Source organism: Acinetobacter lwoffii, from assembly GCF_022809915.1.
GTDB lineage: Bacteria > Pseudomonadota > Gammaproteobacteria > Pseudomonadales > Moraxellaceae > Acinetobacter > Acinetobacter lwoffii_M.
On sequence record NZ_JALGQY010000003.1, the window covers coordinates 90,555 to 112,041 of the forward strand.

At 44.2% G+C, this 21,487-nt stretch carries 16 protein-coding genes and 2 pseudogenes; 13 read left to right on the forward strand and 5 right to left on the reverse strand.

What is annotated here, in order from left to right; genetic code table 11:
- Position 1: 1 nt before the first annotated feature.
- Together MTX11_RS03280 and MTX11_RS03285 are read right to left on the reverse strand one after the other, a co-directional pair.
- Complete coding sequence (locus tag MTX11_RS03280) at positions 2-1,267, reverse strand: DcaP family trimeric outer membrane transporter (RefSeq protein WP_243474343.1); 1,266 nt, start codon at positions 1,265-1,267, stop codon at positions 2-4.
- A gap of 117 nt (positions 1,268-1,384) precedes the next feature.
- Positions 1,385-2,683: an MFS transporter gene (locus tag MTX11_RS03285; RefSeq protein WP_005096906.1), complete on the reverse strand. Its 1,299-nt coding sequence runs from the start codon at positions 2,681-2,683 to the stop codon at positions 1,385-1,387.
- 454 nt (positions 2,684-3,137) lie between these two features.
- On the opposite strand from MTX11_RS03285, the gene MTX11_RS03290 reads away from it, so the two are divergent.
- The 3 genes from MTX11_RS03290 to MTX11_RS03300 are packed head-to-tail and all read left to right on the forward strand — an operon-like array spanning position 3,138 to position 6,671.
- Positions 3,138-3,911: an enoyl-CoA hydratase gene (locus MTX11_RS03290; RefSeq protein ID WP_005266393.1), complete on the forward strand. Its 774-nt coding sequence runs from the start codon at positions 3,138-3,140 to the stop codon at positions 3,909-3,911.
- Between the two features lie 2 nt (positions 3,912-3,913).
- The gene (locus MTX11_RS03295) at positions 3,914-5,434 is read left to right on the forward strand and encodes a 3-hydroxyacyl-CoA dehydrogenase (RefSeq protein ID WP_243474344.1); all 1,521 of its coding nucleotides are present in this window, start codon (positions 3,914-3,916) and stop codon (positions 5,432-5,434) included.
- 25 nt (positions 5,435-5,459) lie between these two features.
- A complete protein-coding gene (locus tag MTX11_RS03300; RefSeq protein ID WP_243474345.1) occupies positions 5,460-6,671 on the forward strand; it encodes a 3-oxoadipyl-CoA thiolase in 1,212 nt (403 codons plus the stop codon).
- Between the two features lie 410 nt (positions 6,672-7,081).
- Here MTX11_RS03300 and MTX11_RS03305 read toward each other — a convergent pair whose 3' ends face one another.
- Entirely contained in the window at positions 7,082-7,519 is a 438-nt protein-coding gene (locus MTX11_RS03305) for a PaaI family thioesterase (RefSeq protein WP_243474346.1), read from the reverse strand.
- A 110-nt stretch (positions 7,520-7,629) separates the two neighbouring features.
- Here MTX11_RS03305 and MTX11_RS03310 point away from each other — a divergent pair, with 110 nt between their 5' ends.
- The 8 genes from MTX11_RS03310 to MTX11_RS03345 all read left to right on the forward strand — a co-directional run bounded on the left by MTX11_RS03310 (position 7,630) and on the right by MTX11_RS03345 (position 17,370).
- Positions 7,630-8,385: a class II aldolase/adducin family protein gene (locus tag MTX11_RS03310; protein ID WP_243474347.1), complete on the forward strand. Its 756-nt coding sequence runs from the start codon at positions 7,630-7,632 to the stop codon at positions 8,383-8,385.
- A complete protein-coding gene (locus MTX11_RS03315) occupies positions 8,382-9,305 on the forward strand; it encodes a 2-hydroxyacid dehydrogenase (protein WP_243474348.1) in 924 nt (307 codons plus the stop codon). The genes MTX11_RS03310 and MTX11_RS03315 overlap by 4 nt, the downstream gene beginning before the upstream one ends.
- Before the next feature lie 37 nt (positions 9,306-9,342).
- Positions 9,343-10,131, forward strand: a complete 789-nt coding sequence (locus MTX11_RS03320; RefSeq protein WP_086044831.1) for an enoyl-CoA hydratase-related protein — start codon at positions 9,343-9,345, stop codon at positions 10,129-10,131.
- A gap of 11 nt (positions 10,132-10,142) precedes the next feature.
- On the forward strand, positions 10,143-11,123 hold the full coding sequence (locus tag MTX11_RS03325; protein ID WP_243474349.1) for an NAD(P)H-dependent flavin oxidoreductase: 981 nt from the start codon (positions 10,143-10,145) through the stop codon (positions 11,121-11,123).
- A 208-nt stretch (positions 11,124-11,331) separates the two neighbouring features.
- Complete coding sequence (locus MTX11_RS03330; RefSeq protein ID WP_243474350.1) at positions 11,332-13,134, forward strand: acyl-CoA dehydrogenase C-terminal domain-containing protein; 1,803 nt, start codon at positions 11,332-11,334, stop codon at positions 13,132-13,134.
- A gap of 128 nt (positions 13,135-13,262) precedes the next feature.
- Positions 13,263-14,102, forward strand: a complete 840-nt coding sequence (locus tag MTX11_RS03335) for an alpha/beta fold hydrolase (RefSeq protein WP_243474351.1) — start codon at positions 13,263-13,265, stop codon at positions 14,100-14,102.
- A gap of 12 nt (positions 14,103-14,114) precedes the next feature.
- Entirely contained in the window at positions 14,115-15,611 is a 1,497-nt protein-coding gene (locus MTX11_RS03340) for a flavin-containing monooxygenase (protein ID WP_243474352.1), read from the forward strand.
- A gap of 76 nt (positions 15,612-15,687) precedes the next feature.
- Complete coding sequence (locus MTX11_RS03345; RefSeq protein WP_243474353.1) at positions 15,688-17,370, forward strand: AMP-binding protein; 1,683 nt, start codon at positions 15,688-15,690, stop codon at positions 17,368-17,370.
- Positions 17,371-17,440: 70 nt separating this feature from the next.
- Here MTX11_RS03345 and MTX11_RS03350 read toward each other — a convergent pair whose 3' ends face one another.
- Positions 17,441-18,664, reverse strand: coding sequence for a CaiB/BaiF CoA transferase family protein (locus MTX11_RS03350; protein WP_243474354.1), 1,224 nt, complete (start codon positions 18,662-18,664; stop codon positions 17,441-17,443).
- Positions 18,665-19,021: 357 nt separating this feature from the next.
- Between MTX11_RS03350 and MTX11_RS03355 the strand changes: the two genes are divergently transcribed.
- The gene (locus tag MTX11_RS03355; RefSeq protein WP_243474355.1) at positions 19,022-20,311 is read left to right on the forward strand and encodes an MFS transporter; all 1,290 of its coding nucleotides are present in this window, start codon (positions 19,022-19,024) and stop codon (positions 20,309-20,311) included.
- 74 nt (positions 20,312-20,385) lie between these two features.
- On the opposite strand, the pseudogene MTX11_RS03360 reads toward MTX11_RS03355, so the two are convergent.
- Positions 20,386-20,547 (reverse strand): annotated as a pseudogene (locus MTX11_RS03360) (MarR family transcriptional regulator); the annotation flags it as partial.
- Positions 20,548-20,549: 2 nt separating this feature from the next.
- Here MTX11_RS03360 and MTX11_RS03365 point away from each other — a divergent pair.
- A pseudogene (locus tag MTX11_RS03365) lies at positions 20,550-21,401 on the forward strand (AMP-binding protein); the annotation flags it as partial.
- Positions 21,402-21,487: the final 86 nt, after the last annotated feature.

Below are 21,487 nucleotides of genomic sequence, written 5' to 3' on the forward strand. Positions count from 1 at the left end.
TTTAAAAACTATAGTTAGCAGAGAAGTTGATACGTGAAATATCTGCTTCCTTATTGTCAAAGGTTTCACGTTTGCCATGATGATATTCTGCACCCAGATTAATCTTTGGAACAGGAGAATAGATCACGTTGGCCACATAGTCGGTTAAGCGCTTATTGGTTTCAGGATTCGCGCGTGCATAGTCGCTGGAATCATCAAAATCAACAACGCTGGCATTAATACTACTCCGTAGTTTTGGCGTAAATTTATGCGTGAAGCCAATATTTATACTATTGAACTCATTGAGCAAAAGTTCATTATTGATTGGATCGACTGAATAATCTCCACCCCAGGCAGCGCCATCAGTTGTTGAACCTTGAGTCAAGAAAGCTGCAATACGCTGATCACCGACCATATGGAAATAGTTACCTTGAATCGAGTTTTGATCATCTAAACGGTAACGTCCACCAACTCCCACACCCCAGCCAACTTTCTCGATATCGCCTGTCGCAATCTGTGCCTGCTTTTGATTGACAAAGCCTTGAGCTAATAAATGAAGAGGGCCTGATTGATGAACATATTTAGTGCTTAAGGCAGGCAAAGCAGAAGAACGATCGCCACCGGCCATATATTCCAGACCGACATTCCAGGTATTTTCTGGATCAAGTTTGAAAGCATAGCTCACCTGAGGCGTACGTAGGACTGATCCACCCAGGAACAAGCTGTAATCGACAGCTTCAGTGCTAATCTCTGGTGTTGACATCAATGACCAGGCCTGACCAAACGTCCAGTTATAGTATTTTAAGTGTGCATGACGGATACGTAATCCACCATCGCCTTTACCATTGTTGGTCCAGAAGTCGGCTTCTAAACGAGCAGAAACATTCGGATTGCCTCCCAGATCTTTGGCCAGGAAACCAATCCGGCTGGCAGCCGCAGTAAAATCGGAACGTACAGAATCCGGTTCAGTAAAAGGTACTTTATTAATCTGGTTAATGGTACGGCCACGGGCTTCAGTAGTACTTTTGAAATCGACTGCACCATCAAAGCGGATCAAGCCATAAACATCGACATTATCTACCATTGAACTCAGCGTTTTAGAGTCTTGCGCTTTGGCTTGTTCCTGCTGGTTCTTTAATGCAAGTTGCGCGGCTTTTTGTTGTTCCAGTTCTGCCTGGATTTGCTTTAACTGTGACTCAAGAAATTGCATACGGTCTTCAGAAGCTTCTGCTGAAAATGCCTGTGCTGAAGCAATACCACATAATGTCGCTAAAACTAATTTTTTCATTTCTTAATCCCTAAAGAAATTTTTAATCCTGAATGAAAGGAGACCTTTCTATACTGACGTGTTGTAAATATTTGAAGTGAGGAAGGCAGCGATTTGACCTGCCTTCCGAAGTAGGGTTTATTCTGCTTTTTGCGGATCGTATAAACGGTCTTTAATAAACAGGGCAGGAATCAAACCGCATAGGAAATATGCTGCACCCATTACCAACAGACCTGTACCGATCGAACCATGCATCGCAAGATAACCAATCGTAATTGGAGCGAAGATTGCACCGATACGACCAATATTGAATGCACCACCCACCGCTGTACCACGAACACCAGTCGGGAAACTTTCGGTTAGATAGGTTGCATTGATGGCATATGGAATACCGTACAGGAAGCCGAAGATTAGCATCAGTACGCCAATGTTATCGGCATTATGCATATACACCACGACAGGGATAAATAGCGCTGTTCCCATGGTGCCGAAAGCAAACACAATACGGCGACCAATTTTATCAGCAACATAACCTGCAATGATTTTGGCAAAAATCATGGTGATGAATGTACCCACCATATACAGTGCCATTTCTTTAAACTTAATGCCTAATTCAGCTTCAAGATAACTTGGCAACCAGTTACTTACACCGAAGTAACCAAATAACAGGAAACCGGAGCTGAAAGACCACAAGATAAACATCTTGCCATGGGTTTTATCTTTAAGAATGGTGATGTATGGATTACCTTTTTTGGTATCGTTATCCACAATCTGACCAGTTCTTTTCATTTCACGGACACGTTTCCATGATTCTGGCTCTGGCACCATAAAGTGCATCAGGATACCCAAAGCTAATGGAGCAATTGTGATCCAGTACAGCATACGCCAGCCGAACTCAGGAATAATCCAGCCTGAAATCATGGTAATCACCAATGAACCTAAAGTGAAACCAGTCATCAATGTTGCCAGTACAGTAGTACGGTATTTGGTCGGTACGTATTCTGACATCAGGGTATTACAGGCAATATATAAACAGCCTAAACCCAAGCAAGAAAGAGTACGTAAAATTGCAAATTCAGTATAAGACTGAGCAAAACCTGAGTAGGCTGACAAGATCGAGAAGGCGATGGTGGCCAGTACAATGACGCGGACACGTCCAAATTTGTCGCATGCCCATCCACCAATAAAACCTCCTATCCCCATACCCAAAAGAGAATAACTTCCTAAAGCACCAGCCTGTACAGAAGTTAGTCCCCATTCAGCTTTCAGACTGGTCAGGCTGAAAGCCAGAATCCCGATATCTGCACCGTCACAGAGCAAAATCAGAAAAGCAAAGACAAAAGCCGTCATCCATAGACGTTTTGGCGCCTGTTTGATGGTATCCGTGGAGGAGACATCGGTTTTATTGTCTCCTGTTACGATGGTATCGCTTGTCATTCTTATATCCTCTATATATTAAAAGTAGCATTTCCTCTGCTACCGCTAAATCCATTTTTCTTCCTCACGGAAACATAGTTTTCCTGATTTAACAGACTCGCTCTGCACACAACAGCCGCTGCATTTATTATCAGGCTACATTCGATTTTTCATGCTTTACGCTAAATCAAAATCATCTCATTGCTGGAAAATTTGATTTCGTAAATTAACTTTAAGTTCAGCCTTATGGCGATTATTCATTTAAATGAATAATCAGATTGCGTTTAAAATACTTAATTCCGTATTGCGAAATCAATTAATCATAAAATAACCAGATGAACAAGAGTTTTTACTCTATTTTTAGTAAAAAATAACTTTTTTGCATTCTGGAGTTAAAAATCCTTGATTTATAGCTTGAGAAACCTTAGTTTTATATAAAATAAAATTTCGCTATACAAAATAAATGGAGATTTTAATGGAACAGGTAGTTCAAGTAGAACAAGTTTCAGCACATGTAGCGATGGTTAAAATTCATCGACCAGAAGCGAAAAATGCCCTGAATACAGAAGTTCGCCAGAAACTTGCGGCGGCTTTTTTGCAACTGAATGATGATGAAAATGTCCGTGCCATTATTCTTACGGGTGGTGAAACAGATTTTGCAGCAGGAGCCGATCTTAAAGAACTGGCGAATGCTGAAACCATTCAAATGATGCAGCGCAGGACTGAACGTTACTGGCAGGCGATTGCACAGTGTTCAAAACCGGTGATCGCAGCTGTAAATGGTTATGCACTCGGTGGTGGCTGTGAACTGGCGATGCATGCAGACATTATTATTGCCGGGAAAAGCGCCCAGTTTGGTCAGCCTGAAGTGAAAGTGGGGGTTATGCCGGGTGCCGGTGGTACCCAACGATTATTCCGTGCAGTGGGTAAATTCCATGCTATGCGCATGATCATGACCGGTTGTCTGGTACCTGCACCGGAAGCCTATCAAATTGGTCTGGTGTCCCAAGTGACTGAAGATAGTGAAACCCTTGCTACAGCCATTAAGATGGCAGAAGGGCTGGCAAAAATGCCTCCAATTGCCTTGGAGCAAATCAAGGAAGTGGCTCTACTGGCTGAAGATGTGCCACTCAATGCCGGCTTAATGCTGGAACGTAAATCCTTCCAGATGCTGTTTTCTTCAGAAGATCAAAAAGAAGGTATGCAAGCCTTTATTGAAAAACGTAAACCAAATTATCAGGGACGATAAGCATGAGCATTCAAATTCAGAAAATCGGTATTATTGGCGTAGGTACCATGGGTGCGGGCATTGCCCAAATCGCGATTCAGTCCGGTCATGATGTGGTGTTGTTTGATGCCAAAGCGGGTGCTGCTGAACAGGCACAGGAAAAGCTGGCTAAAACATTAAATACCTTGGCTGATAAAGGTAAATTCAGCCATGAAAAAGCTGCTGAAGATCTTGCTCATTTATCGATTGCTCATCAGATCGAAGATCTGAAAGATTGCGATTTAATCGTTGAAGCGATTATTGAAAATCTGGAAATCAAACAAAAGCTGATGCAGCAACTTGAAGGCATTGTGAAACCGGAAGCGATTCTGGCATCTAATACATCTTCACTATCCATTAGTGCGATTGCTGCCAATTGCAGCCAGCCGGAACGCGTTGCCGGTTATCACTTCTTTAACCCGGTTCCACTGATGAAAGTGGTTGAGGTGATTGAAGGCTTTAATACCCGTGCTGATATTGTGGATGCACTCACTCAGTTATCGACCAAGATGGGACATCGCCCGGTAAAAGCTAAAGACACCCCAGGATTCATTATCAATCATGCTGGCCGTGCTTTTGGTAGCGAAGCCTATGCAATTCTGAATGAAAATGTCACTCCATTTTATGAAATTGATCGCATCTACCGTGACGGGATCGGTTTCAAGATGGGGCCATTCGAGTTAGGCGATCTGACCGGGATGGATGTATCTCATCCAGTGAGCGAATCGATCTATCACCAATATTATGAAGAAGCGCGTTACCGCCCAAGCGTGATTACCCGCCAGCGTTTTATTGCTAAACAGCTAGGTCGTAAAACTGGTAAAGGTTTTTATGATTACACTTCAGGTAGCAAAGTAGGTGATGTGGCTCCAACACTGGTTGAAAAGCTGGATCAATATCCATTGGTTTGGCTAGGTACAGAATATAGCGAAGACCGTCAGGCGCTTGAGCAATATCTGCAGCAGTTCAACATCCAGATCGAGCAGACTGAAACACCTTCAGCAGATGCTTTAATTCTGATTGCGACTTATGGTGAAGATGCAACTTCAGCCGCAGTCCGCTATCAGGTGTCTCCGCAGCAAGTAGTCTGTATTGATCTGCTTTACGGTCTGAATAAACACCGTACTTTAATGCCAACGTTTGTGACCCAACCTGAACTGGTAACCGCAGCACAATCGATTTTCAATCTGGATGGTGTGACTGCGAGCACAATTCAGGAAAGCGTCGGCTTTGTGGCTCAGCGTGCTTTGGCCATGATCGTGAATCTTGGCTGTGATATTGCCCAGCAAGGTGTTGCCACTGTAGAAGACATTAATATTGCCGTGAAATTAGGCCTTGGTTATCCATACGGCCCAATTGAATGGGGCGATGTACTAGGTGCTGAAAAAATTCTGAAAATTTTAGACCGCATGACTGCGATTACTCGTGACCAGCGTTACCGCCCAAGTCCTTGGTTGCGCCGCCGCGTTCAGCTCGGTTTAGCTCTTGTTCATACTACACATTAATTAAAAAGTTAAAGGAATAACACTCATGTTAAATGCCTATATTTATGATGGTTTACGTTCACCAATCGGTCGCCACGCAGGAAGCCTGGCAACTGTACGTCCAGATGATCTAGCAGCAACAGTTATTAAAAATCTGTTAGAAAAAACCGGTATTCCAGCAGCTGACGTAGAAGATGTGATCTTTGGCAGCACGAATCAGGCCGGTGAAGACAGCCGTAACGTGGCTCGTTTTGCGGCACTGCTTGCAGGTATGCCAGTGACAGTTCCGGGTCAAACGGTAAACCGTCTTTGTGCTTCAGGCTTGGGTGCTGTAATTGATTCAGCACGTGCCATTACCGCAGGTGAAGGCGAATTGTATATTGCAGGCGGTGTAGAAAGCATGACACGTGCACCGTTTGTAATGGGTAAAGCTGAAAGCGCGTATTCACGTGATGCGAAAATCTATGACACGACGATTGGTACACGTTTCCCAAACCGTAAATTTACCGACCAGTTTGGCGCGCACAGCATGCCAGAAACAGGTGATAACGTCGCTGAAGAATTCGGTATTAGCCGTGAACAGGCTGATACCTTTGCTGCTGCATCACAGGCAAAATATCAGGCAGCGAAAGAAGCAGGTTTCTTTGAAGGTGAAATTACCCCGATTGAAGTTTCTCAAGGACGCAAATTGCCGCCTAAACAAATTACTGAGGATGAGCATCCACGTGCTTCTTCAACATTTGAAGCATTATCCAAGCTAAAACCGCTTTTCGAAGGTGGTGTAGTAACAGCGGGTAATGCATCAGGAATCAATGACGGCGCTGCAGCACTGATTATCGGCAGTGAAAAAGTTCAGGAACAGTATGGCTTAAAACCTTTAGCTCGTATTCTGTCTTCTGCAGCCGCTGGCATTGAGCCACGCATCATGGGAGCAGGCCCAATTGAAGCGATTAAAAAGGCAGTACAGCGTGCGGGTTTGACGCTAGACGATATGGACGTAATCGAGATTAATGAAGCCTTTGCCAGTCAGGTATTATCTTGCCTGAAAGGTCTGGATGTCGCTTTGGATGATCCACGTGTCAATCCAAATGGTGGTGCGATTGCCATTGGTCATCCACTGGGCTGTTCGGGTGCGCGTTTGGCTTTAACCGTTGCACGTCAGTTACAGCGTACCGGTAAAAAATATGCCGTGATCAGTCTGTGTATCGGTCTGGGGCAAGGGCTGGCGATGGTGATTGAAAATCCTGAAGCTGCATAACAGCTTTAGTCATAGCCTTAATGCCATGTATCTATGATATGCATGGCATTTTTTTATTGGGATTTTTATATTTAAATAAAAACTACAGCAAAGATTTTGTGAATATTAGAGCTCTTTTTTAAATCAAACTCAAATTCTCTACGCTACTTTTGTTTCGGCAAAATGAGAAGCGAAGTTTCGCAAGAAAACCATGTTGCGGAGCAATGCTCCAAACTGCAAAACTCGCCCACAACCATAAATAATCAGATATATCGCAGAATCTATTATTTTACAAAGTAGTCTTGCCTCAGACAGTTGCGGATGAAGTTCTCGCGTATCAAACAACCTCATAAGTTTAAAAAAGGAAATGTCAGCCAACTTATTAATTGACTGACATTGGTACAGGTTTCAAGGATCTTTATTATTGATGGTCAAGTTCTGTTGGTAACCAATAAAGTCGCTGACCCAAAGGCATAAACTTTACCTTCTTTATCGACAATCCGGCCTTCTGAGGTCAGTACATTGCGTCCAATCCGGATAACTTCACCAATAGCGGTATAGGTTTCGCCGCTTTTCATCGCTTTCAGCATTTTGACATTCAGGTCAATGGTCGAGAAACTAACACCTGCATCTACTGTCGTATGCACGGCAGCGCCAGTGGCACTATCTAGAACCGTTGCACAAAAGCCGCCATGAATTCCACCCTGTAAATTGTAATGGCGCTGATCAGGACGCACCTCATATTCCACATAGTTTTCGCGCACCAAGGTCAGACGCATGGGAATAATTTCACTCATGGCTGAGCTGGGAATTTCCCCATTTTTAATTGCGGTGAGATATTCAAGTCCGTTTAATTGTGATGTGGGCATATCCACTCCTTGTAACGATTTATTTCGCTTTATGAAATAATATTCTGTTTTCCTGAAATTATGATATAACAGATAATGATCGAAATGCTATATTTTTCCAGGATGGAACGATGACAATAAAAAATCTCGTCACAGATGCTGAATGGCAGGCACGTTGTGAACTCGCAGCGCTTTATCGCATTATCGCGCATTACCGGATGACGGATCTGATTGATACTCACATCAGTTTAAGAGTTCCCGATCAACCTGACTGTTTTCTGATTAATCAGTATGGTGTCGCTTTTGAAAAAATGTGTGCTTCAACGCTGGTGAAGATTAATCATGAAGGGCAGGTCGTAGAAAGCTATGAACAGGACAAGCCGGTGAATATGGCGGGCTTCGTCATCCACTCTGCAATTCATGAAGCACATGCTCATCTGAACTGTGTCATTCATACGCATACCGCAGACGGCATAGCAGTGTCTGCACAGAAACACGGACTTCTTCCCATTTCCCAGCATGCGCTGAAATTTTATCAGCAGGTGGCCTATCACGAATATGAAGGCGTGGCACTCTCAACAGATGAGCAGGAACGCCTGATTCAGGACCTGGGCGGCCATCGCGCCATGATTTTACGCAATCACGGACTTTTAACGGCTGGCGAAACCATTGCACGGGCCTTTCATGAAATCTATTTCCTTGAGCGCGCCTGTCAGGCGCAGGTCAAGGCTTTAAGTGGGGGTGCCGAAGTGCATTATCCAGCAGAAGAAGTCCGAATTAAAACTGCCAAGCAGTTCGCCAGTCCTTTGGTTGAACCGATTTTACAGCGTGCCTGGCAGGCTGCATTATCCCTGATTGAGCATCAATATACGGAGTATGCATCATGATTGTGATATCCAGTACTGTGCCAAATATTGAAGCAATTCTGGTGAAGTCTTTTCAGAAATATGCGCCTGCTGGCAGTTTCTGTACAGTGGACAGCCCGGAAGCAGAACTGGCGACCACAGCAGCTTCGTGGTTTCCAGATCTGGAAAAACTCCAAAAACTTCCAGAACTTGGCCTGATTCATTCGATTGCTGCGGGGGTCGAACATTTAAATTTAAACGAGATTAGATCTGACCAGTCAGTCTGCCGGGTACTGGATCCACATCATCAAAAGGGCATGTTTGATTATCTGCTCTGGGGCGTGCTGTATTTCCAGCGTTATTTTGACCGCATGATCCAGCAGCAAAAGCAGCAGCTATGGAAACAGTATCGTCAAAGTTATAGCCATCATATCCAGATTGGGATTATGGGCCTTGGTCATATGGGTGGTTATGTGGCAGAACGTTTTGCCGACATGGGCTATCAGGTGTCTGGGTGGTCCAATTCCCCAAAAGAGATTGCTCAGGTCAAAAGCTATGTAGGCCAAGAACAGCTTTTCGAGTTCCTGGCCCACAGCCAGATTTTGATTAATTTAATGCCTTTAACTGCAGACAATACTGGCATCTTATCTGAACAGCTATTTAAAAAATTACCCGATCAGGCTGCTCTTATTCAGGTGGGTCGTGGGCAGCATTTAATCGAGCAGGATCTACTCAATGCACTGGATTCCGGCCACTTACGTGGTGCAATTGTCGACGTATTTGAACAGGAGCCATTAGCCGCTGAACATCCATTCTGGCAGCATGAAAAGATCGTAGTTACACCACATGTTGCCTCACATGCGCCCATGTCTGTGGTGGTGGAACAGATTCTGGAAAATGACCGACGCTTAAATCTCGGGCTGGATTTGTGCCATCAGGTAGATGTCAATAAAGGCTATTAATTGTAGGGATACAGGCAAAAAAACAAGGAAATTGATGATGTGGGAAACGATTCAAACTCAGGTTCAGCAAGGCGTCGCAACCTTAAGCTTTAACCGTCCGGATTCACTCAACAGTTTTAACCGGCAAATGCATGAGGAAGTGCAGCAGGTACTGAAAAACTGGAATAAAGATCCGGATATTCGGGTGATTGTGATTCGCGGTAATGGCCGGGCGTTTTCAGCAGGACAGGATTTAAAAGAACGTGCTGGACAGCTCGGCAATGTGCCTTTGCCACCGCAAGGCTCGCTGGCCAAATACTATAATCCTTTGATTAACCTGATCCGCCAGAGTCCCAAACCGGTGATTGCAGCAGTGAATGGTGTGGCTGCCGGTGCAGGTGCCAATATCGCACTGGCCTGTGATCTGGTCATTGCCAAGGAAAGTGCCCGATTTATTCAGGCTTTTTCTAAAATTGGCTTGATTCCTGATGCCGGTGGCACCTGGATGTTGCCACGTTTAATCGGTTATGCACGTGCCATGGCACTCACTTTTCTGGGCGAACCGGTGCATGCCAAAGAGGCCGCCGAAATGGGCATGATCTGGAAAATGCTTCCAGATACAGAATTTGATGCTTATATCGACGACATTGCACAGCGATTATCTCAACAGCCGACTTATGCGCTCGCTTTAACCAAACAGGCCTTGCAACGCAGTGCTGAAAATAACATAGACCAGCAACTGGAGCTGGAACAAAACCTGCAATATCTGGCTCTGAGCAGTCAGGACTATAAAGAAGGTGTCCAGGCTTTTGTCGAAAAACGCCCTGCACAATTTACCGGATGCTAAGGAGAGCATTTATGAAAATTAAGACCCGTATTACCGAGCTTTTAGGCATTCGCTATCCAATTATTCAGGGCGGCATGATGTGGGTCGGTACCGCAGAAATGGCCAGTGCCGTATCTAATGCAGGTGGCTTGGGAACATTAACGGCATTGACTCAACCGACGCCTGAAGCCCTGGTCAAGGAAATTGCACGCTGCCGAGAAATGACCGATCAGCCTTTTGCAGTCAATCTGACTTTATTGCCCGCTGTGAATCCGCCGCCATATGCAGAATACCGACAGGCAATCATTGAAAGCGGTATCAAGATCGTAGAAACAGCAGGCAACAAGCCTCATGAACATATTGAGGCGTTTAAGCAACACGGCATTATTGTCATTCATAAATGTACTTCCGTCCGTCATGCGCTTTCAGCACAAAGAATTGGCGCAGATGTTATTTCGATTGATGGTTTTGAATGTGCGGGCCATCCGGGTGAAGACGATATTCCTGGCCTGATTTTAATTCCTGCGGCAGCAGATCAGCTTACTGTGCCGATTGTGGCCAGTGGCGGTTTTGCTGATGGCCGTGGTCTGGTCGCAGCTTTGGCTTTAGGTGCTGAAGGCATCAATATGGGTACACGCTTTTGTGCAACTCAGGAAGCGCCGATCCATCTAAACATCAAACAGTTCTATGTCGACAATGATGAAAGGGCGACACATCTGCTGTATCGACAGTTCAGAAATACTGCCCGTGTTGCCAAAAATGCGGTATCTGATTTAGTGGTAAAAATGAGTGAAGATCCAGATCTGGAATTTGAACAGATTCGTCCCTATGTCAGTGGCTTAAAAGGCAAGCTTGCTTTAGAAAATGGCGATGTAGATGCAGGCGTACTGACAGCAGGTCAGGTGATGGGGTTGATCCATGACATTCCAACCTGTCAAACGCTGATTGACACTATCATGCAAGAAGCAGAACAGATTGTTCAGCAACGTTTGGCTCAGTTTTTCCCGCGCTAAATCGCTTCATTTTGATCATTCAATAAAAAAGCCATTCATTACCGAATGGCTTTTTTATACCAAAGTTTTAATTTTTTAAATGTGATTTTTTATGTCATGACTAGATTTTATCCATGAACTTATATTATATTCGACCTAAAACATAATTTCGTATTATGAAATTAATTGTCATAAATATACAAATTAGAACTCATACAAGGGAATTACGATGAGAAATTATATTGCGCCATTAAAAGACATGAAGTTTGTGCTGAAAGATCTGCTCAATGTTGAACAGAAATACGAAGGCTATGCAAAGTTCGCAGACAAAGTTTCTATGGATATTATGGAACAATATCTGGAAGTCGCTGCTGACTTTTGCCAAAACGAACTTCTGCCGATTAATGCAACAGGTGACCAGCAGGGCTGCCGTTTGCAAGATGGCATCGTAACTACACCGGATGGTTTTAAAGCGGCTTATGACAAATATGTAGAACTTGGTTTTACCTCATTAACTGGCGATGAAAAATATGGCGGCCAAGGCTTCCCAACCTTATACCGTATTGCCATTTCTGAAATTATTACGGCGACTAACTGGTCTTGGGGTATGTACCCAGGCCTGTCACATGGTGCGATGCGTACCTTGGAACATCACGGTAGCGATGAACAAAAACAGAAATTCCTGGTGCCTTTAATTGCAGGTCGCTGGACCGGAACCATGTGTTTAACTGAATCACATGCCGGTTCTGATCTGGGCCTGATCCGTACCAAAGCGGTGCCAAATGAAGATGGCAGCTACAGCATCAGTGGTGAAAAAATCTTTATTTCAGCAGGTGAGCATGATCTGGCTGAAAATATCGTGCATATCGTACTGGCTCGTTTACCAGATGCACCTGCCGGCACCAAAGGTATTTCACTATTTATCGTGCCTAAATACAATCTGGATGAAGCTGGAAATGTGGCTTCACGCAATGGCGTGGTGTGTAGCGCAATTGAACACAAGATGGGTATTCATGGCAATGCGACCTGTGTACTGAATTTTGATAATGCCAAAGGTTTCCTGATCGGGCCTGAAAACCGCGGCTTGAACTGCATGTTTACTTTTATGAACTCTGCGCGTATTGGTACAGCGATTCAAGGTTTGGCTGCAGCTGAATCTTCTTATCAAGGCGCGTTGGCTTATGCCAAAGACCGTCTGGCGATGCGTTCACTTGAAGGTGCGAAAGAGCCAAACCTGCCTGCGGATCCAATTATCGTGCATCCGGCAGTGCGTAATATGCTACTGACTCAAAAGGTATTTGCAGAAGGTTCACGTGCCTTGGCATATTATCTGGCGACGTATGCTGATATCGCTGAAGCAACAGATAATCCTGAAGAGAAGAAAGCCGCAGAAGACCGTCTGGCATTATTAACGCCAATTGCCAAAGCCTTAATGACTGAAACAGGTGTGGAAGCTGCCAAACACGGTATGCAGGTCTTTGGTGGACACGGCTATATTGCTGAACATGGCATGGAACAGATTGCCCGTGATGCACGTATTGCCAGCCTCTATGAAGGAACTACTGAAATTCAGTCCATTGACTTGCTGGCGCGTAAAGTGCTGGGCTCAAAATTGGGTTTGCTGACCGCATTAACCGATGAAATTCAGGGCTTTGTAAAAGAGCATCAGCAACATGTCCAGTTCAGCCAGCAAGTTGCACAAGTCAGCCAGTTGACTGAACAATGGCTGAAATTAACCAGAACCATTCAGGAGCAGGCTCAACAGTCTGCCAATGAAATTGGGGCAGCATCAGTTGACTACCTATATTTCTCTGGTTATGTCGTGTCCGCTTATTTGTGGCTGAAAATGGCAATTACTGCGCAGCAGAAAATTGAAGAAGGCAATACTGATCCGTTCTATGCAGCCAAGATCAAAACTGCACAATTCTTCTTTGCGCGTATTTTGCCAAGAACTTCAACCCACTTTGCCAATATTCAGGCGGGCGGTGAAAGCCTGTTTTTACTTGAACCTGAAGAGTTCAAATTCGATTAAACCTTTTGACCCACGATACTCGTGTCGTGGGTCTTTTTTAATAATTTTTGCATCCTCACCCAATTCAAATATTGAGATTTATTCTCGGATATTGAATAAACCATAAAACAACAAGATCAGGAGTCTATATGGATTTAGACATGATTACTCGACAGTGTCCTTATGCTGATCTGCAGCTTAATTTTCATGAAGTCGGACAGCGTTCTGCATTTCCCACTATTATTCTGATTCATGGCACCGGTGGAAATACCGACAAGCATTTCAGCTATATTTTTCCGATGCTGGGTATTCATCAGCGGGTTTTATCCATTGATTTGCATACCCCCGATAAAGCTGATCTAAAGGTGACCGATTTTAGCCAGCAGGTTGAAGCGCTGATTCAACATGCAGTTGCAGAAGATGAAACCATTACAGTGGTAGGCTATTCACTCGGTGCCGTGATTGCTGCACAAGTAGCAGCCAGTTTAAAACAGCGCATAGCGCGTTTGATCCTGTTAGCCGGTTGGGCCAAGACCAGCTCGGTGCAACAACTGCGTACTGTCATTTGGCAGCAATTATTTACTGAACAATCTGCGGCCTTGCCTCATTTTGTCAATTATTGCCTGTATAGCGATGATTATCTGTCTGCACGAAGCGAACAGCAGGTGTTGGATCTAGCACGTTTTGTTAAACCTTCCCAAGATGCAGCCAAACAGCGTGAACTGAATTATCGCATTGATATCACTGCAACCTTGCCAGACATCTCTGCGGAGACTTTGATCGTGGCTTGTCGTGAAGACCGCATGGTGCCTGTAGCCCAAGCAAAACTGCTGTTTGCTTCAATTTCGAACAGTCGCTATATCGAAATTTCTTCAGGACATGCGCTCTATATCGAAGCGCCAGCCGAAGTGGTGCAATTGGTGAACCAGTTTAGCCAGCATCCAGAACAATATCCGGTGAATCAAAAAATCCAGCCTTATATGCCTTAAAGGAGATAAATAATGCAAGCTCAAGGACAGCGCAGCAAGATTCTAATTGTAGGTAGCGGATTTGGTGGTTTAGGCATGGCAATCCGTCTTAAGCAACAGGGCATCCACGATTTTAAAATCATAGAACGGGCAGCAGAAGTGGGTGGAACATGGCGTGACAATACCTATCCCGGGGTCGCCTGTGATGTACCGTCCCATTTATATTCTTTCTCTTTTATTAAAAATCCGGACTGGTCTCGGGTCTTTCCGCAAGGGGCAGAAATTCAGCGCTATTTAATTCAATGCTGTGATCAGGAAAATATCCGGCCACATATCGATTTTCATACCCAACTGGAAAAGGCCAGCTGGAATGCACGAGAACGCATCTGGGAAATTCACACCTCTATAGGTCTGTATCAGGCTGAGATTTTAATTACCGCAACCGGGCATCTGGCAGATGAGCATCTCCCGAAAATTCCGGGGCTGGAAGAATTTGAAGGCCAAGTGATGCATTCCGCGCGCTGGAACCACGAGCTGAATCTGGAAAATCAACATGTCGTTGTGGTGGGTTCTGGTGCTTCTGCCATCCAGCTTGTGCCGGAAATTTCCAAAACAGCCAAAAGCCTGACCGTCTTGCAACGTAGTGCGCCATATATTTTGCCCCGACCAGACCGAGCTTATTCTGAGTCAGAAAAACAGCTTTTCCGCAAAGATCCGGACAGTATGTCGGCCCTCAGACATTCCTTGTTCTGGGGCAATGAATACAATTTTGCCCAACGCCGTAATCTGAAAAGCCAGATTGAGCGGGTCAAGAAAAACTGCCTGCAATTCTTAAAACATCAGATTTCAGATCCTGAATTACAGCGCAAACTTACGCCGAATTATGAACCTGGTTGTAAGCGCTTATTGCTTTCTAATGATTATTATCCGACTTTTCTAAAACCAAATGTCACACTTGAAGACTCAGCATTGGCAGAAGTTATGAAAGACGGTGTATTAAGCCAGGCTGGAAATAAATTTTCTGCAGATATCATCGTATTTGCGACAGGATTTGAAGCGGCACGTCCACCCTATGCCGCAAAGGTGGTGGGTAAACAGGGTTTAAGCCTGGAGCAGCAATGGTCCAGCGGTATGCAGGGTTATCAGTCAACGACCGTACACAACTTTCCAAACCTGTTCATCCTGAATGGGCCAAATACAGGCAGTGGACATAATTCAGCACTTTATTTTCTGGAAACCCAGTTTGATCTGGTGCTGGATGCCTTGCAGTTTTTTGAGCAGGAACAGATTCAGGTCTTTGAAGCAGATCAAGAAGCTGAAAATAGCTATATGCAGGAGCTACAGCAGCTTTCGCAAGGTAGTGTCTGGTTATCGGAAAGCTGTAAAAGCTGGTATCTGGACCCGGTCAGTCGCAAGCTGACTTTGGTCTGGCCGGATTATGCTCATTCATTTAGGGATAAAAATCAGCATTTTATTCGTAGCGGTTATCACTACCAGTATGTTGAATCGAGACAGCAGAAAGTGGTGTAAAAATATTTAATTAAAATCAAAATCTTATGGTTTAAATAATACAAAATAATTGTAAATCCAGGACAGGAGTATAGTCATGAGCAGTCAGCCATGGATGGAAGAATATAAAAAGTGGAATATCAATCCGGAGTTTACCCGGCCAGATCCTGAGAAAACCCTGAGCACGATAATTGCTGAGAATTTGGTAAAATTTCAGGATAAAACCGCATTTATCTATCTAGATCGCAAATTCAGCTATCACGATATCGATGTGTATAGCCAGAAACTGGCTAGCTATTTACAGAGTCTTGGGCTGACTGCTGGCAGCCGTATTGCGGTGATGTTACCGAATATTATTCAATATCCAATCGCTACCTTTGCCATTATTCGGGCCGGTTATGTGCTGGTCAATGTCAACCCCATGTACACCCAGCGCGAGCTCTATCATCAGCTACAGGATTCAGGTGCAGAAGCCTTGATTATCCTTGGACAGACTTTGGAGCAATTAACAGCATTAGAGGAATGTCCTCAACTTAAATATGTCATTGCAACGCATCCGCTGGATTTTATTCAAGAGCAGCCAAGTGCTATTTATAGTCAGGCAGCACAATATCCGGATAAACAGTTTTCTGACTTTAGACAGGCAATAAATCAGGTAAAGATTATTGATTTTGAACCGCCTGTACAACATCAGGAAGATACGGTCATTCTGCAATACACGGGAGGTACCACAGGTGTTTCTAAAGGTGCAGAACTGAGCCATCGCAATATTTTATTTAATATCGCCCAGAACAGTACCGTATTTATCAGCCATTTTGGTGACCGCTATGCCACTGAAAATGAATATGTATTCTGTGCCTTGCCGCTGTATCACATTTATGGATTTACCATCTGCCTGTTCAGTTATGGTTTAAGCCGTGGTTTCGCCAATGTTCTGATTCCAAATCCGAGAGATCTGGATGCTTTGGTAGATCAATACCAGAAACATCCACCCACTGTTTTCCCCGGGGTGAATACCATGTTTAATGCCTTGGCGCATCATTCACGTTTCCGTGAGCTGGATCATTCAAGCCTGAAAACCACAACCGGCGGAGGAGCATCTATTCTGAAAAATACGGCAGAGTTATGGCATGAGGTTACAGGCTGCCAGATTTATGAAGGCTACGGACTTTCTGAAACCTCACCAACTGCAACTTTTAACCCTCCTTTAAGCCGGCGATTTAGTGGCACGATTGGCTTGCCATTGGCAGGGACTGAAATTCTGATTCTGAATGATGAAGGAAAACCTGTAGAACTTAATCAGGCTGGAGAAATCGCCATACGTGGTCCACAGGTGATGAAAGGATACTGGCAGCAACCGGAAGCAACAGCACAGGTATTTACCAAAGATGGATTCTTCCTGACAGGTGATATCGGTTGTATGGACGAACAGGGCTATATCACCATTCTGGACCGCAAAAAAGACATGATTCTGGTCTCCGGATTTAATGTTTATCCCAATGAGCTGGAAGGCGTGCTGTCCAAACATCCTAAAATACTGGAATGTGCAGTGATTGGTATTGATGATGAAAAGTCTGGACAGGTACCCAAGGCATTTATTGTGAAACAGGATGAAACTCTGACCCAAGATGAAGTCATGACTTATCTGAAGCAGCAACTGACCAGTTATAAATTGCCCAAATACATTGAGTTTGTGGCTGGATTACCAAAGTCTGCAGTAGGAAAAATTCTGCGTCGCGAGCTGCCTCGTACTGTTCAGCCGAGCGCCAAAGCCTGTTAAGGAATGATCTAGTCCATTAGATTTAAAATAAAAAAGGAATCAAAAGATTCCTTTTTTACTACTTGCAGGCTTATCGCTGCTGGATGACTTTTTTGCTTTTTAGTTCTTCTATTTCAGCAGAACTTAAATATTGACTCAAAATGGCATCGGTATCTTCACCCAGACAAGGTGGGGCCTTTTTATATTCTACCGGTGTCTTGGAGAGTTTGATCGGTGAACCGATTGAGGTGTAATCTTCACGTAAAGTATGCGGCATCTGAATCACCATATCGCGTGCCAATACCTGTTCTTCTTGCAAAGTCTGTTTCAGGTCATTGATCATTCCTACCGGCACTTTAACCGCATGGATTAAATCCACCCAGGTTTTTGCCGGTCGAGTATAGAAATGAGCCTGTAGAACTGTGGTCAGTTCTTCACGATGTGTGACACGGCCTGAATTTTTCAAGAAGCGAGGATCTTCTGCTACCTTATCCAAACCAACGGCCTGACACAAAGCTTTAAATTGCAGATCATTACCACAGGCAATAATAAATTCACCTTTCTGGGCTTTAAATACCTGATAGGGCACAATATTGGCATGTGCATTTCCGAAGCGACCGGGGACTTTGCCTGAGGTGAGATAATTCATGGCCAGAACAGAGAGGGAAGCGACCTGGGTATCTAACAGCGCCATATCAATATACTGACCTTCACCGGTTTTCTCACGGGACAACAAAGCCGCCTGAATGGCAATTGCGGCATATAAGCCGGTGGTCAAATCGGCAAAGGCCAGACCTGCTTTTTGCGGGCCACCACCGGGCAAGTCATCACGTTCGCCAGTGACACTCATCATGCCGCCCATTCCCTGAACGATAAAATCATAGCCCGGCTCTTGAGCACGCGGACCGTTCTGGCCAAAACCGGTAATAGAACAATATACCAGTCGCGGATTTAGCTGACTCATACTTTCATAATCCAGCCCATATCGTTTCAACGAACCGGCTTTATAGTTTTCAATGACTACATCACTCTGTTCAGCAAGTTTTTTGATAATACTTTGACCTTCAGGTGTAGATAAATCGATTGCAACCGAATGCTTGCCACGGTTGGCTGACAGGTAATAAGCCGATTCATGGGTATCTTGCTGGTGATTGTTTTTAAGCCAAGGTGGTCCCCAGATACGGGTATCATCCCCATGATCCGGTTTTTCAATCTTGATCACTTCTGCACCCAGATCAGCCAGAATCTGGCTACACCAGGGCCCAGCCAAAATCCGGCTTAAATCCAGTACACGAAATCCTGTTAAGGCACCCATTATTACGCTCCCTGTTCGATCTTATTCAAATGACATATCGTTCTAATCCCTCTTTTTAAAGCTATATGAAAATGAAAGAACAATCAACTTTATGATAATAAATTTCGTATAACAAAATAAAACATCTAAAATGATGAATATTCATCTTATTTTCTTTAGCCTGATGCAAATATAAGTATGAACGAAGAACAAGAGGTCACTGATAAAAAGGAAAAAGCGATCTCCCAGACAGGATTAAAAAAGGAGTCAATCAAGTGAATTAAAAACGGATTAGCCTTAAAGCATATTCATTAGCGGAATAGCTTTAAATATAAAAAGATCATGAAAACCTAAGGATAGGAAAACAGAGATTTAAATATGACGGAATTAGTAAGAGAACAAGTTTTAGAAAGAGAACTCGCAAAGATAAAACCTACGACCAAACGAACCCAGCAGATTGCCTTTGTATTTGCCTTTTTGGCACTCTTGGTCGATGGCGCGGACATGCTACTGCTATCCTTCAGCTTAAACAGCCTGAAAGCAGAATTTGGTTTAAGCAATCTACAAGCCGGTACCTTGGGTAGTTTTACACTGGCGGGTATGGCGATTGGAGGTTTTATTGGTGGCTGGGCCTGCGACCGTTTAGGTCGGGTACGTACAGTCGTTATTTCAATTCTGATCTTTTCAGTATTAACTGCAGCCTTGGGCTTTACCCAAAATTATGAACAGTTCGCCGTACTACGTTTTCTGTCTGCTTTCGGTATTGGCTCTTTATATATTGCAGCCAATACGCTCATGGCTGAATATGTTCCAACTGAATATCGCACCACGGTTTTAGGTACCTTACAGGCAGGATGGACCGTCGGTTATATCGTGGCCACTGTACTGGCAGGCTGGATCATTCCGGAATATGGCTGGCGAACCCTGTTTTTTATTGCCATTATTCCCTCGGTTATGGCGATTTTTATCCAGAAACTGGTTCCTGAGCCAGAATCCTGGCAGCGTGCACGTTTGCAGCGTCTATATGCCCCAGCTGAAATCACAGCACAGCAACCCGCCAAAAAAAGCACAGTCAAAGAGATTTTCGCGGATCCTGCGAATCGCAGAATGTTCATCTTGTGGATATTTACGGCCGGTTTTCTGCAATTTGGCTACTATGGCGTAAATAACTGGATGCCGGCATATCTGGAATCTGAATTGCACATGAATTTTAAATCTATGGCCGGCTATATGATTGGTACTTATGTGGCGATGATTTTCGGGAAAATTCTAGCGGGCTTTGCCGCAGACCGTCTGGGTAGACGCGCTGTCTTTTCGTTTGGAGCAATTGGAACGGCGATTTTCCTGCCCGTGATTGTGCTATTCAATACGCCAGAGAATATTGCCTATCTGCTGATATTCTTTGGATTCCTATACGGCATTCCATATGCGATTAATGCCACTTATATGACAGAAAGCTTCGCCACCTCGATTCGTGGTACTGCGGTAGGCGGTGCTTATAATGCAGGTCGTATCGGCGCCATGTTTGCCCCTGCAATTATTGGCGCGGCAGCCAGCGGTGGTTCAATTGGCTTAGGCTTCCTGATTATGGGGGGTGCCTATTTCTTGTGTGGCGCAGTGTCCGGGATATTCATTAAAGACCGTCAATACGATCCACAAAAGGCATAATTTCAATTTATAAAAAAGAGCCTGAATTCAGGCTCTTTTTTATATTCTTCAATTAAAGCTATATTTCTATTTGTTTATTCCTGATCCATTTCTTTGTGCAGATGAATACTTTTTAAACCATCATTTACTTTATTGAGCAGATGAATCAGGGTAACCACATCATCAAAAGCCAGCTTATTTAAGGCCTGACCATAAAAATCAAAGAAATCAGCTTGCAAGTTGTCCCATGTTTCCAAGCTGGGATGTAGCCAAAGCAGTGGATCTAATTCATCAGCATCAGGTGAATTTCACCATGGCCTCGACCCCATTCCTGAATGACCTGTCCAATACCGTGGCGGAACAGCATGACAAGGTTGATTCACTAAAAATTTTCCTGTGTGCTGTTGCACCCATTCCGGGGCCATTGGTACAAAAAGCCCGGGAAATTCTGGGCGTTAAAGTCATATCCGCTTGGGGTATGACCGAATGTGGTGCAGTGACGCTGACCCGACCTGAAGATGAGGATGAACACTCTTTCAATACCGATGGCATCGCTTTGCCAGGTGTGGAAATCAAGATCGTGGATAAAAAAGGTCAGACCAAAGCCGTGAATGAATCCGGGCGTTTGATGATCCGCACCTGTTCAAATTTTGGCGGTTATTTAAAACGTCCACATTTGAATGATACGGATGCCGAAGGCTGGTTTGATACTGGCGATATTGCCTATCAGGACGAGCAGGGCTATATCCGGATTTGTGGACGTAAAAAGGATGTAATTATCCGTGGCGGAGAAAATATTCCGGTCGCGGAAATTGAATCACTACTTTATAAGCATCCGAATATTGCAACAGTAGCTTTGGTCGCTTATGCAGATGAGCGAATGGGCGAGCGTGCTTGTGCAATCATCAAGCTGAAAGATCCGTCACAGCCGTTAAGTTTTAATGAACTGGTAGATTTTCTAAAAACTCATAATCTGGCCATGCAATATCTTCCTGAACGCCTGGAAATCTGGGAGGATATTCCGATGACGCCATCGGGAAAAATCCAGAAATTTAAACTCAGAGAATTACTGGCTCAGCATATTGCCTCAACGACAGTTGAAGCGAACTAAATCTGGGAATAAATAGATAAATTAAACCCTGAATAATCTTGCCTTATTCAGGGTTTTTCTTTTTCAAAGAAAATGATCTAAAGGTT

What these genes read in the sequence shown, in the direction of transcription:
- MTX11_RS03280 (WP_243474343.1), bottom strand. Translation starts at nt 1,267, where the DNA reads ATGAAAAAATTAGTTTTAGCGACATTATGTGGTATTGCTTCAGCACAG.
- MTX11_RS03285 (WP_005096906.1), bottom strand. Translation starts at nt 2,683, where the DNA reads ATGACAAGCGATACCATCGTAACAGGAGACAATAAAACCGATGTCTCC.
- MTX11_RS03290 (WP_005266393.1), top strand. Translation starts at nt 3,138, where the DNA reads ATGGAACAGGTAGTTCAAGTAGAACAAGTTTCAGCACATGTAGCGATG.
- MTX11_RS03295 (WP_243474344.1), top strand. Translation starts at nt 3,914, where the DNA reads ATGAGCATTCAAATTCAGAAAATCGGTATTATTGGCGTAGGTACCATG.
- MTX11_RS03300 (WP_243474345.1), top strand. Translation starts at nt 5,460, where the DNA reads ATGTTAAATGCCTATATTTATGATGGTTTACGTTCACCAATCGGTCGC.
- MTX11_RS03305 (WP_243474346.1), bottom strand. Translation starts at nt 7,519, where the DNA reads ATGCCCACATCACAATTAAACGGACTTGAATATCTCACCGCAATTAAA.
- MTX11_RS03310 (WP_243474347.1), top strand. Translation starts at nt 7,630, where the DNA reads ATGACAATAAAAAATCTCGTCACAGATGCTGAATGGCAGGCACGTTGT.
- MTX11_RS03315 (WP_243474348.1), top strand. Translation starts at nt 8,382, where the DNA reads ATGATTGTGATATCCAGTACTGTGCCAAATATTGAAGCAATTCTGGTG.
- MTX11_RS03320 (WP_086044831.1), top strand. Translation starts at nt 9,343, where the DNA reads ATGTGGGAAACGATTCAAACTCAGGTTCAGCAAGGCGTCGCAACCTTA.
- MTX11_RS03325 (WP_243474349.1), top strand. Translation starts at nt 10,143, where the DNA reads ATGAAAATTAAGACCCGTATTACCGAGCTTTTAGGCATTCGCTATCCA.
- MTX11_RS03330 (WP_243474350.1), top strand. Translation starts at nt 11,332, where the DNA reads ATGAGAAATTATATTGCGCCATTAAAAGACATGAAGTTTGTGCTGAAA.
- MTX11_RS03335 (WP_243474351.1), top strand. Translation starts at nt 13,263, where the DNA reads ATGGATTTAGACATGATTACTCGACAGTGTCCTTATGCTGATCTGCAG.
- MTX11_RS03340 (WP_243474352.1), top strand. Translation starts at nt 14,115, where the DNA reads ATGCAAGCTCAAGGACAGCGCAGCAAGATTCTAATTGTAGGTAGCGGA.
- MTX11_RS03345 (WP_243474353.1), top strand. Translation starts at nt 15,688, where the DNA reads ATGAGCAGTCAGCCATGGATGGAAGAATATAAAAAGTGGAATATCAAT.
- MTX11_RS03350 (WP_243474354.1), bottom strand. Translation starts at nt 18,664, where the DNA reads ATGGGTGCCTTAACAGGATTTCGTGTACTGGATTTAAGCCGGATTTTG.
- MTX11_RS03355 (WP_243474355.1), top strand. Translation starts at nt 19,022, where the DNA reads ATGACGGAATTAGTAAGAGAACAAGTTTTAGAAAGAGAACTCGCAAAG.